The organism is Nocardia salmonicida NBRC 13393, from assembly GCF_001613085.1.
GTDB classification, from domain to species: domain Bacteria; phylum Actinomycetota; class Actinomycetes; order Mycobacteriales; family Mycobacteriaceae; genus Nocardia; species Nocardia salmonicida.
On the sequence record NZ_BDBR01000039.1, the window covers coordinates 24572 to 40752 of the forward strand.

Here is a 16181-nt window from a genome sequence, read left to right on the forward strand (position 1 = left end):
GCCCCTATGCCGTCCGAGCCGCAGCGCTACCAGCCATGCCCCGCGCGAGCGGAAGTGTGGCGATCTGAGCGACGTCGTGAGTATCGTTCTGCCAATCGAGACGCTTGATCGCGCTACGGCCTGCCGCCTGGGACACCCGCAGGCACGCCCGTTGCAGGTCATCGGCGTCCCTGCCGGTGACCGACACCCACATCGACCAGTCCAACCCGTGGATGTTCTTGCCGGGCTTGAGATCTTGACGGCGCCGCTGGGAAGCCGTCATCTGGGTCTCGGTGGTGCCGTCGTCGATACGTCCCTTCTGACGTTCTTCGAGGTCGTTGGCGGTATCAGAGGTCAGATCCTCCACCGCCTGAGCACGGGCAGCGTCATCCGGAAGGAAATCCATTCGCACCGACACCGTACGAATGGTCGCGGCCCGCTCTTGGTCGTCACTACCTTCGTCGGCCGCCACCCCCACGAGTAGCGGGTGCAACCACAGCGGCCCAAGCAGCTCCGCGTCCACCCCGCCAGGCGGGATGTGTGCAACGGCGGTGTGCCACCGTCCGTTCACGACCACCGACTGATGCTCGCCGATGTAGGACTGCCAGCAGGACTCCCAATCGGCATCGCGGTCGTCATCGAGGGCGAAGGAGGGGTCCATCAGCGAGCGGATCACCGCGCAAGTGCGCTGGCGGCCGAGCACGGTGACTTCGCCCATTCCGGCGCCTTCCAGCAGCAACACGAAGCGTTGAAGCTCGTCACGTACCACCGATGCCCAGCCGATCTCGGCTCGGCGCCCATCACCCCAGCTGTCTCTTCCGGCTGCTCGTGCCAGGAACGCTTGGTCGACAGGAATCTTGACTACGTACCAGACTCGGTGTTCTTCGGCGATCGGCCGGATCGCTTGGAGCAGACCCCAGTAGGAGTCGACCATCGTTTCGAGCTTGCCATCGGTATTGACCAGGTGATCTGCGTACCACTTGGTGTGCGGAGTCAAGTCGTAGGCGACCGATCGGTGGATTTGCTGGGTGCCCCGAATGAGGGAGTCCTTCTTGGCCAGTTCGGCCATGAGGTAGCCGAATTGCGCCCAGCTTGTGGCGTAAGCAGGGTTGGAACGCAGCCCGCCCTTGAGGCCTTCGACCTGGAGCATCACCGACAGATATTCGGGTTCCCCCGGATTGGCGTGGCGCAAGATGAACAACGAGTCGAAGCCTGTTCCGGCCAGGTCCAGCGGGGCGACGTTGCCGAGCGGCACCGGACGCTCCCACGCCGGATCGGTCTCAGGGTTGTAGTCATGCGAAGGCACGCCGGTGCGGTCGCCCCGATCGCCAGTCGAGTAGTAGATGTGCTCACCGCGCCGGCGCCGGGAGTGGTTGCGCCACCGGAAAATCGCCCGCTTGGCGATCGAGTCCTCGCCGCCCTTCTCGTTGGTGGTCAGATAGACGCCAGCGAAGAGGGCGATCCCGACGATCGCGCCGGTCCATCCGCGAACCGACATCCACAGCAGGATCACGACGAAGGCCGTGATGGACCAGACGATCACCATCAGGCGCGACATCCCGAAGAGGCCGCGGTGGCGGACCTGCGGGTCGAGTTGAGCTGTCCGCGGTTCCATCGTGGGTGTTGTCATCACTTGCTCCTGTCTCGCTCGCTAGCGGTCGTCGTCATCGACCCGCGGTGCGGTGTCGTCAGCCTCGGATTTGGCCTTGTTGATCGCGGTAGCCACGGTCTGCACACCGACCGCCGCAGCGATGGCGGCACCGCCGGTAGCCGCGCCTGCGGCCGCTTCACCGCCGGCGACACCTGCACGGGTTCCCGCTGCCGCGCGGCCGCCCGCCGCCCCACCGGACTCGCCGCTGTGCTGCAGGCCGGGATGCGTGCCGGAGCCCACCGGGTCGGGACGCTGTCCGCGTTCCTGATAGGCGTGGGTGAGCGGGTTCCCGGCGTCGCCGGTGACATTGGAACCGTTGCTGCCGTTGGCGCCTGCGGATCCGTTGGCGCCGGCCTGGCCGTTCGATCCGGCGCTGCCGCCGTCGGTGCGGACCCCGGGTTGAGTCCCGCCGACGCCGCCACTGTCACCACCGCGAGCGAACAGCATGGCGTTGCCGGTGGAGTCGACGGCATTGCCGATGATCGAGGGCGAGTTGCTGCCGAGGTCTTCGCTGTCGGCCGCGGTCGGGGTGATCGGCGCCCACTTGAGCAGGCTCCACGGCGCGAGTCCGGCGATCACCATGGCCACGCTGACCTGGATGATCCGGCCCAGCGTGTCCATGCCGCCGTCGCCGCCGCCCACGTCTACTGCCGCGGCGAGGGAGAAGATGACGCTGAGCAGCAGGAACAGCAGCGGGACGCTGAACGCGATACCCAGGAACAGGTAGACCGGACGCAGAGCCTTGTGTCGGTACTTCGGGTGGATCATCAACGCGACCGAGATGCCGCTGACCACTCCGGCCAGCGCCATTCCGTAGGTGTGCAGGATCAGCCCGAGCCACAGCACCAGCGCACCGATGAGCATGAGCCCGAACATGATGATCGCCATCAGCGATCCGCCAGGGAACGTCTTGGAGGTGGCGTTGCTGAATCCGGCGACTTCGGCCATCACTTCCCCGGTCGGGGTGCCCGCGGCTTCGGCCAGGCTGTCCGACAGGGTGGTGGTGAATTCGAGCACCATTGAGGCGAGGCCGGGAGAGAACAGCGCCAGGAACATGGCCAGGGGCAGGTACTGGAACATCGAGGTCGCCAGCTCCCGCGAGCCGCCGCCACGCTGGGATGCCCGACGCACGGCAAACAGCGCCATGAAGGCCATGACGATGATGCCGATCGCGACCGCGACCGCGTACTGCCTGCGGAACCAGTCCGCGCCAGGATCGAAATGCGACGTGCTCGAAAGGGACTTGAGCACCTTGGTGGAGAAGTCGATCGCGTCGGGCTTGATGGCGTTGGCCCACTCGTCGGCGATCGTCGACGGGTCGTCGATGAACTTCACGGACTTGACGACGAAGCTGCCGATTCCGGTCAGGGCAGAGACGACCCATTTACCTGCCTGCCAACTCGGCGCCCGCGACACCGTCCCGCCCAGGACAGCCCCGATGCGGTCGCCGGCGGAGGTGTTCTGGTCGATCCAGTTCGCGGTTCCGGCGAACAGGCGCCCGACTGCGGTGTTCCATTCACGGCAGCGCTGTAGTTCGTCGACGTTGGTGCCCGCCTTGTTGCAGTTGACGAAGAACGCGTGCGCGCAGTAGATGCCGAGCTCGTCCGACGAGCACGGCTCCGTCCACGCCTTTGCCGGGACATCGCCGCCGCCGCTGGCCGCTTGGGCGGCCTTGAGCGAAGCGTTGTCAGGCGCGGTCCACTCGAAGCCCCAGGTGTTCGACGACGCGGTCGCCCAGGCTTTGAGGTCGTCGGCGCACACGCCCTTGGGCGGGTGGTAGGTAGCGTCCCCGGCCGGGAACACCCGGGGCAGCTGCGAGTCGTCGGGCTCGCGACCTTCCTGGATGAACTTCTCGGCGGCCGCGTCGACGGCGGCCTTGTCGACGGCGCTGAACGCCAGCGACCCGGTCAGCAGAAGCTTCTTGGCCTCATCGGGCATCGACCACCACATCAGGCGGTTCTCGGCGGTCAGCATCGCCGACAGGTAGGCACCCAGATCGCCGCCGCGATCCTTGCAGGCACCGGTGAACCACTCGGCTGCCTTGAATTCCTCGGTGCCACCGATGTACTTGCGCAGATCCGCCGGAAAGCCCTGCGGCAGCGACGTGCTCGACAACCCCGCCGTGGCATCACCCGGCGAGCTGTTCGGCTGCGCGCTGGCCACACCGGCGCCGGTGGCGGCGGTGATCAGGCCCAGCACTGCGGCGACAATCAGCAGGACTATTCGACGAATCATCGTGTCCTCCCCCTCAGTTGATGAAGAAGGAGTAGTAGCCGGACTCGATGTCCTTGGCCGCCTGCGTGGGGTCGGAGACCTCCGAGGGCTCCGGACCGACCTTGAACCGCCAGTCGCGGGCTTTCCAGTCGCCGTTCTCCCACACCAGCGCGACCGTGGTGGTTGCCCACACCGTGCTCATCGCCTTCTGCCCTGCGGCGTTGATCGCCGACTGCCCGGCGGTCACGGTCCACACCGCGACTTCGGCCTCTTGCTCGGTGATCGAGCCGACGGTCACCGTGGCGGGCACGGTGTTGAACACGTCGTCAGTGGCTGGACGGCCCTTGGCGTCGGCCAGCGCCTTGGTCAGCGCCTGCGACGGATTGGCTGCGACCAACCGCGCCTGGACCTGCCCGATCTCGGCCTTGCCCCGATTGGCCTTGCTGATCGCCTGGATCACGTTGACCGCTGCAGTGGCCGCACCGCCCTTGTCACGGGTGTAGCCCGACGGGATGCCGTCCTGGAACGAGGTCGGGCCGTGAACAGTTTCGACCTTGGTCGCGGTGTCGGAACTGTCACTCCCCCCGGAGAACCCGAGAGCGGCGACAACAGTCACGACGATCGCGGCCGCGATGATGATGTAGAGCCGGGGCGGGGAGGTCCAGCTGCCCTTCTTCGCCGACCCGGTGTCCGTTCCCGCCGCTGCGGGGGTTCGGCCGCCGGTGGCGGGCTGGGCGGCGTTGGTCGCGGCCGCCCCGCGAGTCACTTTGGAGAAGTTCTTGGCCATGATGGCTCCAATCAGGGAATGGTGTGGTCAGAGAACGAGATAGGCGATCAGGGCGACGGCACCGTAGGCCAGTAGCCCGGCGAACCCGGCGAGTCCGGACCGGAGATGTTCGTACTGCTCCGAGATCAGGTGTGCGGGGCCCTGGTGGCGAACCCGCATGTACCCGCGCCATGCTCGCGCCGAGATCACCAGGCTCAGCGCCAACGCGAGCGCGTAGAGCACCACGTAGACCGTGACGAGGGTAGAAACGCTGGGCACGTTCATGAGCGGGTACGCGTCCATAGCAGGACTCCGATCAGAACAGGGCGATGACTGCGGCGAAGATGAACGGCAGCGCGACGCAGATCATGAGCGCGACTACCGCGTCACGCAGGCCAGCCGTCTTCTCGGACAAGCTCTGGGCGTATCCGCCCTTGCGCGCGCTTGCGTACTCGCCAGCTGCACGCAGGGCGCTGAACGCCAGCCACACGAAGACCAACCCCCAAGCCCCGCCGAGGATCTTCTGCCAGGCCTTGGTGAATTCCACGCCGAATACCGAAAAGTCCGGCGTGATCCCATCCCAAGGGTTGGTGCCCTTGGCCAGGATCAGTGTGGCGGCGTCGCCGGCGGCAGCCGACGCGACGCCACCCGACAACACGACCGCGATTGTGACGATGCCCGCTACCGCGACGGCGCGGGTGGTGGTGGTACGGATGCTGTTCATGCGAAGAGTCCTTTCTAGGCGCCGAAGCGCCGTACACGATCGGTCGCGGGAATGAGCGGCCTGTCCGGTCGGGGGTCGTTGATGTCGGTGCGCTGCAAGCCGACCAGGGATTCGAGGTTGGCGCCGTTGCCGCGAGCGAACGGGCGGTAGGTCGGGGTGCGCAGCGGCGAGGACACCGCCAGCGATGTCGCGGCCATCGCCGCGACCCGCGTCCACGCGGTGACGGTGTTCTCCGAGAGCTTGGAGTGGTTGATGCGGCCGCCGGCGGCCAGGTCGGGATCCCACGGGACCTCCACGGCGTTGCGGACTCCGCGGGAACGCAGCGCGCCCAGGATCGCCTCGCGGCGTTCTTCGGTGACGCCGCCAGGCGGAGTGGTGAGCACGACGATCGCGTTCGTGACCAGCGTGTGCAGGCCCAGATCGTGCAGCGCGGCGAGGGTGCGGCACACGACGATGGCCGAGTCCTCCCGCAAGGTCATCGGCACGATCATCAGGTGCGCGGTGTAGGCGGCCCACAGCCAGCTGGAGCGGGTGCGATTGTTGTCGGTATCGAGGATGATCAGATCCCGCCAGCGGGCCAGGATCTGGTGGACCGTGCGGCATTCGTCGGCGGTGAGCTGGACCCCGGCCTGCGCCGCACCCGAGGGCAGGATCTCATTGCGAGTGGGCTGCATCCGCAGGTACCCGGTCAGCGCCGAGGTCGGCGTCGAGGGGTCGAGCAGCTGATCAGCGTCCTCGAGCACCAGCCGCACCGACGCCTCTTCCGGCAGATCCGAGGCCGCGCGGGCACCGAGGGTGCCGTCGGCGTCGGTCGCATCCCACACGACCACGCCGCCGCCGGTGTGGCTTCGAGCCTCACCGAAGATCGCGCCGAGCATCAGCGCGGTGACGGTGTTGCCTTCGCCGCCTTTGGGATTGGCGACCATGATGGTCTGGTGGCCGACCCACTGCTGCTTGACCGCGGCCAGGGCGGCACGCGCCTCCAGCTCGGGCAGCCGCGGCTTGAGCCCCAGCAGACCGCCGGTGGTGGCGTTGGCCCATCCGCGAAATCCCCAGCGGGCAGGGTGATCATCGGCGGAGGCTACTGGCGTCATCCCTGCCAGTTCGTCGACCGACGGGCGGGGGGCGTCGATTTCACGGCGGGTGGCGGCGAAGATATCGGCGTCGCCCGAGAGCGGGATGCGTGCGGCGGACCCGCCTGAGACCGGAGTTTGGTCCAGGTCGTCGTCCTCAGCGGGTTTGGGCGCCGGTGCGGTTTTGCGGACTGCCCGCAGGTTGACGGCTGGCTCGGCGGGGTAGCTGCGTTCGGTCATGGAGTGCTTCCTTTCAGTGAGTGCGGATGGGCGGGGTGGTCACCGTGGTCGGACAGAGGCCACCTCCCACCCGTTGGAGCCCCGCGTGAGCTTCACGTCGACGATCTTCTGGAGGGTCTGGGTGGTGGTGCCGTCGGGCAGCGTCACCGCCTGCTCGACCACGAGCTGGGTGTAGGCGGTCGTGGCCGTCGCGGGCGGTGTCGGCTCGGCGCCGCGATGCGCGGTCACGACCATCCGTGCCTTCTGGCCCGCCCACCCCATCCAGTCCGCGCCGGGAGACCCGACAGGCGCGGTCGCGGTGACCTGCTCGGCGTAGGCCGAACTCAGTAGCGGGGCAGTCCGTGCCGCAGCCGCGTTGGGTCCGTTGTCGGTGCCCGGTTCCCAGGCGAACCAGATCTGTGCTGCTGCGATCGCGACGGCGACCGGGTCGGTGCGATTGGGCCCGGTCTGCTGAGTCGGCAGGGACGGCACGGTGGTCACCGAGCGCCGCGTCGACGGCCCGTCCATGCCTGGAGTCCACTGCTGGGCACGGGGGCCGGTCGTGCTCGATGTGGTCGAGGTTGACTCGTCAGACCCGGTTCCGCACGCGCACAGGGTGATTGCGACCGCGACGGCGATTCCGGCGAGCAGTGAGCGCGTTCCGCGGCGCGCGTTGGCCGGGTTCACAGCACACCGTTCACGGTGATGCACGCGGCCGTGACCAGCGCGGCCACCACGGTGTACTGGGCGGTGACGGCTACTGCCCGGATCAGCGGATCGAAGATCGGCTGCTGGGTCGTCAATCGGATGTAGACGGCGGTCACGCCCCAGACCAGCAGCACTACGGCCACGGCCGGAACCCAGGTGAGCGCCGTGGCGGCCAGGTGCCCGAAGACCCAGTCGTTGAGGGTGTGAACCCGATCGGAGCTCAGGGGTCGTCCGAGTTCGGTTCGGGTGAAGCCGAAATCGAGTCCGAGCAGGCACAACAGCGACATCGCCCACTGCTGCGCCCAATGTCCCCACGACTTGGGCTCATCGGCGACGAGCAGGTGGGCACGCAGCTTGTCGATCTGGGTGTGCAGCGCCTGCCAGTGATCGGCGGCGTCGGGGTTGGTCGGCTGCTCACCGAGCGGGGTGGTGGTGTCGGTGATCAGATGCTGCTCGCGCCAGAGCGCTACCTGCTCGGCGAGGGCGAACCACCGTTCACTGTGGCGCCAGTGCGGCACCGGCCCGAGGTGGGTGATGAGCCAATCGGGAAGCGGCTGCGCCCGGTCGGGATCGGTGTAGCCGTGCTGTTCACGGTAGGCCTGGACCGCGCGCTGAAGCGCGGGTGTCGGGGCCGGACCGGTACTGGACAGCTTCACGTTGGTGCTCCTCGCGAGATAGGTGGTGCGGCGGGCGTAGGCGGTCATGCGGTGAACCTCCGTGCCTGGAAATCGGATCCGACCGCCTCAGCGATCGGCGAGAGCTTGACCGGGACACCGAAGGTCGGTGCGTGCACGACCTCGCCGTTGCCCACGTACATCGCGACGTGCTGAGGGTCGCCGCCGGACGGGAAGACCAGGTCACCGGCGGCGAGCTGATCGGGCGCGACCGGGGTGGCGCGCGGATCGTTGAGCTGGCGGGTCGTGTAGTGGTCCAGCATGATCTTGCCGTCGGAGGCGGCCGCGACGGCGTAGATCATCAGTCCGGAGCAGTCGAACCCGACCTCTCCCCCGTCCAGGCCGCCGGTCGGACCGTTCGCGTCGCCGCCACCCCAGACGTAGGGCGAGCCTTCCCAGCGTCGCGCCGCGGCGGCCGCGCGCTGCCCGAACCCACCGGCGAGCATCGCGCCGGGCTGCGGTGTCGGCAGCGACCAGCGGCGGGCAGTGTCGGGGATTTCCTTGACATAGGCCAGGGTTTCGGCGTTCTGGCACACCTGCCCGGCGCCGAGGGTGCCGCCGGGTCCGCAGTTGTACATGCTCAGCATCAGCTCGACCGGGTCGCCGGTGAGCTTGCCCGACGCCAGGCCGTCCTTGACGATGCGCATCAGCTCGCAGTTGTAAGCCGCCTGCGACATCACCGCGTCGGCGACATTGTTGATGTCGCGCTTGCCGTCTCCGTCGCCGTCGACCGCATGCTGATCCCACGTTCCCTGGAGGAACTGGGCCGGACCCATGGCCTGGGCCGGGGACACCAGCCCCTTCTGGAAGCCCGACTCGTTGCGCAGCTGCGCGGCGATCAGCGGAGCGGGTGTGTCCGGGCAGGCCTGGGCACCCTTGTTGATCCAGGGGATGTACTCCGCGGCGGCGGGATACTCCGCGAGCAACTTGGACACGTCCAGGCCTCCCGCGCCGACCTTCGGGCCGCACCCGACACCGCCGGTGCGGCCCGTGGCGGCCGCCAGCGCTATCTGCGCGGTGGTGGTGCCGGCGGCGGTCGGGCCGGCGGATCGCGAGCTGCTCGGTTGTCCGGCGGCTTGGACGTTGGCGTCGGTCGGGGACTTGGCCTGGGCGAACCAGGGCATCGGGTCGATCTGCTTGCCGCCGTTGAACCGGCCGCCGGGCACGACCTCCAGATGCAGGTGGGGGCCGGAGGATTCGCCGTCGCTGCCGACGTTGGCGATGTGGTCACCGGCTTTGACCTTCTGGCCCTTCTTGACCAGCACGCCGTGAGCCCATTCGTGGCCGTAGACGATCGAGACCTTCTGGCCGCCGACGGTGGAGTCGACGACGACCCAGTGCCCGAAGCCGGACGCGGTACCGGCGGCGCTGACTTCGCCGTCGGTGGCCGCGTAGATCGGGGTGCCGTCGGGGGCGGCGAGGTCGACGCCGAGGTGGGCACCGCCGCGAGAGCCGAAGGTGTCCGAGACCGTGTAGGTGCCCTCCTTGAGGGGGAAGATCACCGATCCGGACGGGGCGCTGTTGCTGTTGGTGGGCAGGCAGTTCGAGGCGTCGGGGGTCTTGGGAAGACCGCCGGAGCCGATGAGCGCGCCGGAGCACAGCACAATAATGGCGGCCACCGCGAGAACCAGGCTCCAGCCTTTGCTGGAAGCACCGGTCGCCGAGTCGCTCATCGCGTCAACGCCTTTCGTGTCAGTCAGTGGATCGACCCCGCCCAGGGCACGAACAAAAGAGAAATGGAGCTGGCTTCTACGGCTGCCCGTGTCCTCCTGCGGATGGTGTGGTCGGCGAGCTCGCCGAGCAGAGGGAGACCGTGCCGAACAGCGTCTTGCCCGCCCAGGCCGTCGATGTCAGCACGGTCACCCTCCTCCCTTCGTCTCGTATCGAAATCTGTTGGCTAAGCGGGGATCTGGCCGGACAGGAACGTCAGCAGCTGCTGCACTCCCTGCCCGTAGTTCACGTGGGCACCGGAGGCGTAGAAGGTGGCGACCTCGAGCCCTTGGGAGGCCACGTCGACCAGATCGCCCACGCCGTCGGACCCGGCGATGCCCAGCAGCGCGTTAGCCATGCCCGCCAGGTCGGCGGAGCCGACGCTGGTGGAGAGCGCGTTGGCCTGCTGGCCGACCGTGCCGGACTTGCCCAGCTGCGAGACGTCGGTCTTGGTGCCGCCGCCGGTGAACATCGAGGCGACCGCGGCGGCAAGGTCGATGCCGACCGGCGCGAGCCCGGTCATCGCGGCCCCGGCGCCGAGCAGGTCGCCCTTGGTCAGCTTGTCGACCGCGGCCCACAGCACTTCCTGTGCTTGGCCGATGTCGTTGGCGATGCGGACGATGTCGAGGTTGGCCAGGAACCCGACGACCATCCCGACGATCGTCGCGGTCCCGGAGGGATCGAAGACGCTGGCGGCGGTGATGATCGAGGCGATCAGCGACAGGTCCACCCCGGCGGCCATCTTGATCACCGGGGAGAACAGGTTGTTGATGTCTCCGGCGAGCTTGTGCGCACCGTTGATGTCGCCGGTGGCGATCGCCCCGGGCAGCTTGACGAAGCAGTCCAGGATCGCGGGCAGGTTCGCCGCGGTCGAGGCCGCGCCGGTGACCGCGTTGGTGATCTGCTTGATGATCGTGTTCGGCTTGAGCAGCTTGAGGATCGACAGCCCCGACGACAGCGTCGAGGTGTCGAGGCTGGTCAGCGGTGAGGTCGCCGTGGAGAGCTGATCGGCGCGGGTGGACAGGGCGTCCTTGGCGTTCGTCCCGCCGGTGGTGGTGCTGGCGCTGGTAGAGCCGCCGCCCGAGAGCAGCTGGCTGGCGGTGTTGGCCAGCGACGCCGCCGAGGAGATCGCGCCGGTGATGTCGATCTTGCTCACCGCGTCGAGCACCGAGTTCGCCGCCGCCTCGTTGGAACCCTGCGGAGCGGTCTTCAACGCTTCGGCCGCCGAGGGGTTGTCCTTGACGAAGGTCGCCACGTCCTGCAGCGGGGTGAGCGTGCCGACCAGCGAGCTGGCCCCCGATCCCACGCCGGCGACGTCGGTGGCGGTGGAGAGCGACTCGACGCCGTTCTCGCTCGGTAGCGACTTGGTGCGATCGGCCAGTGTGGACACCGTCGAGGCGATACCCGCCAGGTCACCGCGGGAGAAGTCGCTGACCAGCGAGCTGGCGAGCTGTCCGCTGTCGGAACTGGAGTCGGTGTTGCCGCCCAGGGTCTGCCCGATCGCCGAGACGATCGGAGAGGCGCTGTCGGAGACCGAGCAGTACAGGTCACCGTCACCGCAGATCGAGCGGGTGACCTTGGTCAGCGAGCCGAAGCCCTCGGGGCGAACCCCGGCGATGCCGTGGCCGTCCTGCTGCGTCCCGAGTTCCAGAGTGGACTTGGGGTCGCGTCGCGGATCCGAGAGCAGCCCGACGCCGAGCACGCGCTCCGCGCCGATCGGGCCCTTGCCGTTGCCGATCTCGGAGGCGACATCGCCCATGCCGTCCGCGCCCTGGGAGTATCCGGCCAGTACCAGCTTCGTCGAGGAGCACAGACCAGTCAGGATCTCTTTGATCTTGCTGGTCAGGGTCGCCTTGGACTGGGTGTAAGCCAGGCCCTGATCGAACGCGCTGGCGGCGTAGGGCACGTACAGGACCGTGATGTCGTTGCCGAACTTGGATTTCAGGCCGCTGCCGAGCGGGTTGAGCATGCCGTTGGCGGGTTGCTGGTACATGTCGGCGGCCGCGGTGGTCTCCCACGTGCCGGGTGCGATGAGCGCGGTGTACGGGGTGCATCCCGCGGCGCCGATCGCGGCGGCGTTTCCGGCTCCGGTGATGGTCACCGCCGAGGTCACCGATAGGGCGGCGACCGCTCCTACCAGGACCTTTCGAGCCCAATGTTGTTTCATCGCCTGCCCCTTCTAGGCCCTGCTGATGTCGGTGATGAGGGTGCGACCCTGGCTGGTCACGGTGGTGATGCGCTGGCGGATGAGCTTCGGTTCCGCTGTGGCGGGCCGGTACTCGGTGATCTCGACGTAGAACTGGCCGGGGGTTTCGGGCCGGATGACCACGCAGTGGACCGTTCCGGCCGGGGTGTCGTCGGCGCCGGCTTGGATCGACTCGGCGGGGTTGACGTGGGCGTCTTCGGCGACGACCTCACGTGCCTTCACCCCGTCGCGCGCGACGTAATAGGCGTGCTCGAACGCGAGGATCGCCGCGGGCCCGGAATCGGTGCCGCCGGGCCCGTTCCCCCGCACCACCCCGGGTTCGGTCGCGGGCCCGCACTGGCTGGCGGGCGAGGTGGTCTTCGGCGCGGTGCTGATCGCGGGTACCAGCGCGGTGGTGGTCGAGTCCTCGTCACCGCCGCCGAGCGCGGCGACCGCACCGGCGGTGACCGCCGTTGCCGCCGCCGCGCCGAGGACCACCCGGGTCATGCGCCCGGACTTGCGAGCACGGGGCCCGAATGTGCGGGTGCGTCGCGGTTTCGGCGCGGGCACCAGCAGCATGGCGTCCCCGCGCTTGGGGGTGCGCCCGGCCGCGCCGAACCAGTCGATCAGCCCGGTGGGTGCGGCGGGTGGCCGCGACTGCCCCGCCATCAGCCCAGCGCGCCCTGAACCGCGGCCAGCGCCTGGTTGGCCTGGTCGGTCAGGGGCCCGAACTGCTCGGGAGTGAACGGCTGGGCCTGCTCGACGACCTCGATCGCCGCATCCACGACCGGGGCGAAGGGCTGCTGCTGTGCCCACTCCACCGCGTCGTCAACGGTGGTGTTGACGACTTCGGAGACCGGCTCGACCCACGGCTGCTGCTGCACCCAGGTCTCGGCCTGGTCGACCACGGTGGCGGCCTGGTCGAGGATCTGTTCGCCACCGGGCTGGGTCTCGACCCACTCGACAGCGTCCTCACCGGCGGTGATCGCGGTCTCGGCCTGCGCGGTGAACTGCTCGGTCAATGTGGGGCCGGGCTCGGGAACCTCGCGCTCCTCCATCGGGATCTCGCCGTCGACGCCCGGGCCGGTGTATTCGGAGCCGTCGTCGGAGAGCAGAACGAATCCGACCAGGCCGCCGATGGCTCCGCCTGCGGCGCCACCGATGAGCGCGGCCGGGATGCCGACGATCGCGGCACCGGCGGCAGCACCGGCAGCGGCACCGAGCGCCGTCCCCGCGACACCGGAGGTGACGGTGCCCACGACCGGCACCGGGATCAGCGTGCCCATCGCGGCACCGGCGACGCCGCCGATCGTGCCGCCGATCAGGCCACCGGCCACCGCGCCGAAAACTGCCGCCGGGACGCCGATGACCGTGGCGCCGATGCAGGTTCCAGCGGCCGCGCCGATCACGGTTCCTCCGGCCAGTGCGTCGGCACGCGAGGGCGAGATGCCCACCGACTGCAGCGCAGTGTTGGTTGCATGCTGGGCCTCGGAAATGTAGGCGTCGGACTTCCACGCCACGTCGACCGGCACGAACGACGGCGTCTCGATGGAGGCACGCTTGGAGCCGAGGCGTTCGGGGCCGACCGGCACCCAGTACTTCGGCTTCTCGGGAACCGGGGCCGGGGCGTGCAGGGTCAGCAGTTCCTCGCCGAGGCTCGGCGCCGGGGCGGGCGCGGGCGCGCGGTACTGCGGGGTTGGCGGCTCGACGTAGTAGTAGGGCTGCGGAGCCGGAGCGCTCGGTGCCGGGGAGTCGTAGTACGGGCCGACCTGCACGCCGCCGCCACCGCCGCTGGGCGGGGACTGGTACTCGCTGGGGGCGTGCGTCGGCGGATCGGGGATGATCACGCCGAGCGGGGACTGTTCCTGCGGGCGCGCCGGCGGGGTGACCTTGGGCGCCGAGACACCCGGCTGATCGCCCGACGGTGCCGGGGTGACCCCGCCCTGGGTCGAGGGGGAGTCGGTGACACCGGCCTGATCGCCGGGTACCGCGTGCGCCGTGGCGGCGCCGCCCCACAGCGCCACCGCCAGGGGCAGCGCGGTGACGGCCACGCGCATCCGCGTGATCCTGACGTGCTTGTGCGATCGATCTACGCTGAACATGCAGACCTCCATCTGCCGAAACTCCCGGGCCCAGGTGTCCAGCCATTGCCCGTGGAGTGGGTTTCCCCGTCCTCTTGTTTGCCGCAAGGGGACGGGTCTGTCTCAAGCGTTTCCGCTGGTAGGAAGTAGTTATTCGTCCAACCGCCCCCGCCTGTCTCTGTTTCTATAGTCTCTTTCTACAGTCTGTTGTGACGATCGTATATCCGAGGAGGCAGTGTGTCGACACATGGGCGACCAACGGCGAGGGGCGCTGTGAGCAGGACGATCATGACCGGATTCGACCCGGCCAGATTCGTCGCCGCGCGCGAGGACAAGGGCTGGGACGTGCTCGAACTCAGCATTCAGACCGGTGTCGGCACGTCGACGATCTACCACTGGGAGCGTGGCTCGCGCCGCCCGCAGCTGCCCATCCTGCGCAAGGTGGCCAGCAAGCTCGGTGTGCGGCTCGACGAGCTCATCGTGGTGCCCGAAAACGAGCGAACGATCAGCTACTACCGCAACATCGCCGGTTTGACCCAGGTCGAATGCGCCACGCGCGCCGGGATGCCCAGCAGCACTCTGGCGGCGATCGAGGGTGGCCGGGTCACCCGGCTGACCGAAGACGCGGCGCCCAAACTCGCTGCCGCGCTCGGCATCCCGGAGGAGCTGGTCGTGGCAGCATTCGCGCGGGTGCGCCGCCCTGGTGGTAACCGTCCAACCTAACATCGCCTGTCCCTTCCCCTGGCGAACGTCTTGTCGTTCCATTCGATCCCCTGCTACCTACGCGATCATTTCTGAGTTTGTAGCGCCTGGGTCACAGTAAACCACGCCCACCCGATAGAAGACCAGCCTGGATGTTCGGGCAGGTCGGATGTGTTTTGCAACGAAGCGGCTATTCGTGGTGTAACGGCGCGATAAAGCACCGCTGTGACCCACAGCACATGTCCAGCTAACGGCGCTCTCTACGAGGGCGGATCACCCGCTCCACCGGCGCAATCCGTCGGCGACATCGCGCATCGTCTTCGCGTCGCGGGAGTACCCTCGGCCCGCGCCGGGCCCGCCGGGATCCGGCCCGCCCTCTTCGGTGCCGGGAGACAGGGCGGCCTGCGCGGGCAGGCCATCAGGCAACGTCGCCCCCGGCTCACGGTGCGGAAGGTCATCCCTCATCGCGTGCTCCGCCCGCCCCGGGCGCGCAGACCGTCTCTGCCGGTGGCGATTTCGACCGCGGGCATCGCTGATTCCATGTCTCCCAGCATCGAGGTAGGCGCGGTCACCGGGAACTGTCGCTTCGCCGCGTTGCACTTGCGTTTCACTGGCGTTGGGCACCGGGGGCTCTGGGGAGGGGGCCGCGGCGGTGACAAACTGCGAGCATGGAACTCGACGGATCGCCGATCACCCTGGAAGAACTCGCCCCCTTGGGGCTGGTCGGCTACGGGCACTTCACCTCGATGCGCGCCCACCATGGCGCGGTGCGTGGTTTGACCCAGCACATGGATCGGCTGACCCGAGACAGCCGCACATTGTTCGACGTCGACCTCGATCCCGACCGGGTCCGCGCCCTCATCCGCCAGGCCTTGCCCGAGACCGATGATGCCCTCGTCGTGCGGGTCACCGTCTACGACCCGACTCTCGCGCTCGGACGTCCCGGCGCCGACGCCACGCCACAGCCCTTGGTGACCTTCCGCGAAGCCCCACCAGCCGAGCTCGGGCCGTTGACGTTGAACTCGGCGGTCTACACCCGCGACCTGCCCAAGACCAAGCACACCGGCTTGTTCGGTGCGCTGCACCAGCGGCGCCTGGCACAGCGGGCTGGCGCTGACGACGTACTCTTCATCGGACCCGACGGCACCATCTCCGAAATCGCCACGTCCAATATCGGAGTCATCATCGACGGCCAGCTCGTCTGGCCACAAGCTGACGTCCTGCCCGGCATCACCATGAGACTGCTCAGCCAGACCCTCGACACCGACATCGCGGTCCGACCGATCTCCCTGGCCGAACTCGCTCACGTCGACGGCGCCATCGCCACCAACGCCGCCGTCGGCGTCCGCGCCATCAGCCGCATCGACGACATCGACCTGCCCGTCGACGAGGAACTCATCGCCAAGCTGCGCGCCGAGTACAACGCCATTCCCGCGCTGCGCATCTGACCGGGCACGCCGCTGTCGCACTGACTAGGCTCAGCTTCCAGCCCAAG

At 68.4% G+C, this 16181-nt stretch carries 15 protein-coding genes; 2 read left to right on the plus strand and 13 right to left on the minus strand.

The window, feature by feature from the left end:
- Positions 1-4: 4 nt before the first annotated feature.
- The 12 genes from NS1_RS29910 to NS1_RS29965 all read right to left on the minus strand — a co-directional run bounded on the left by NS1_RS29910 (position 5) and on the right by NS1_RS29965 (position 14005).
- Complete coding sequence (locus NS1_RS29910) at positions 5-1609, minus strand: hypothetical protein (RefSeq protein WP_063816313.1); 1605 nt, start codon at positions 1607-1609, stop codon at positions 5-7.
- Between the two features lie 21 nt (positions 1610-1630).
- Entirely contained in the window at positions 1631-3865 is a 2235-nt protein-coding gene (locus NS1_RS29915; RefSeq protein WP_063816309.1) for a hypothetical protein, read from the minus strand.
- 13 nt (positions 3866-3878) lie between these two features.
- Entirely contained in the window at positions 3879-4631 is a 753-nt protein-coding gene (locus NS1_RS29920) for a DUF8175 domain-containg protein (protein ID WP_062989882.1), read from the minus strand.
- Positions 4632-4658: 27 nt separating this feature from the next.
- Complete coding sequence (locus NS1_RS29925; RefSeq protein ID WP_062989884.1) at positions 4659-4913, minus strand: hypothetical protein; 255 nt, start codon at positions 4911-4913, stop codon at positions 4659-4661.
- Positions 4914-4926: 13 nt separating this feature from the next.
- On the minus strand, positions 4927-5334 hold the full coding sequence (locus tag NS1_RS29930) for a hypothetical protein (protein ID WP_062989886.1): 408 nt from the start codon (positions 5332-5334) through the stop codon (positions 4927-4929).
- 14 nt (positions 5335-5348) lie between these two features.
- A complete protein-coding gene (locus tag NS1_RS29935; RefSeq protein ID WP_062989889.1) occupies positions 5349-6647 on the minus strand; it encodes a MinD/ParA family ATP-binding protein in 1299 nt (432 codons plus the stop codon).
- Between the two features lie 39 nt (positions 6648-6686).
- Positions 6687-7154, minus strand: coding sequence for a hypothetical protein (locus NS1_RS29940; protein ID WP_157125463.1), 468 nt, complete (start codon positions 7152-7154; stop codon positions 6687-6689).
- A 155-nt stretch (positions 7155-7309) separates the two neighbouring features.
- Positions 7310-8038 (minus strand): hypothetical protein, encoded by a 729-nt coding sequence (locus tag NS1_RS29945; RefSeq protein ID WP_062989893.1) that lies wholly within the window; start codon positions 8036-8038, stop codon positions 7310-7312.
- On the minus strand, positions 8035-9681 hold the full coding sequence (locus tag NS1_RS29950; RefSeq protein ID WP_062989895.1) for a peptidoglycan DD-metalloendopeptidase family protein: 1647 nt from the start codon (positions 9679-9681) through the stop codon (positions 8035-8037). Before NS1_RS29950 ends, NS1_RS29945 begins: the two co-directional genes overlap by 4 nt.
- 224 nt (positions 9682-9905) lie before the next feature.
- Entirely contained in the window at positions 9906-11885 is a 1980-nt protein-coding gene (locus tag NS1_RS29955) for a cutinase family protein (RefSeq protein ID WP_084504646.1), read from the minus strand.
- A gap of 12 nt (positions 11886-11897) precedes the next feature.
- The gene (locus NS1_RS29960) at positions 11898-12572 is read right to left on the minus strand and encodes a DUF8176 domain-containing protein (protein WP_084504648.1); all 675 of its coding nucleotides are present in this window, start codon (positions 12570-12572) and stop codon (positions 11898-11900) included.
- Positions 12572-14005: a hypothetical protein gene (locus NS1_RS29965; protein WP_174562696.1), complete on the minus strand. Its 1434-nt coding sequence runs from the start codon at positions 14003-14005 to the stop codon at positions 12572-12574. The genes NS1_RS29960 and NS1_RS29965 overlap by 1 nt, the downstream gene beginning before the upstream one ends.
- 252 nt (positions 14006-14257) lie before the next feature.
- On the opposite strand from NS1_RS29965, the gene NS1_RS29970 reads away from it, so the two are divergent.
- A complete protein-coding gene (locus tag NS1_RS29970; protein ID WP_062989901.1) occupies positions 14258-14707 on the plus strand; it encodes a helix-turn-helix transcriptional regulator in 450 nt (149 codons plus the stop codon).
- 252 nt (positions 14708-14959) lie between these two features.
- Here NS1_RS29970 and NS1_RS40405 read toward each other — a convergent pair whose 3' ends face one another.
- Positions 14960-15151, minus strand: coding sequence for a hypothetical protein (locus NS1_RS40405; protein ID WP_157125464.1), 192 nt, complete (start codon positions 15149-15151; stop codon positions 14960-14962).
- Between the two features lie 203 nt (positions 15152-15354).
- On the opposite strand from NS1_RS40405, the gene NS1_RS29975 reads away from it, so the two are divergent.
- Positions 15355-16134, plus strand: a complete 780-nt coding sequence (locus NS1_RS29975; RefSeq protein WP_062989903.1) for an aminotransferase class IV family protein — start codon at positions 15355-15357, stop codon at positions 16132-16134.
- The last annotated feature ends 47 nt before the right edge of the window (positions 16135-16181 follow it).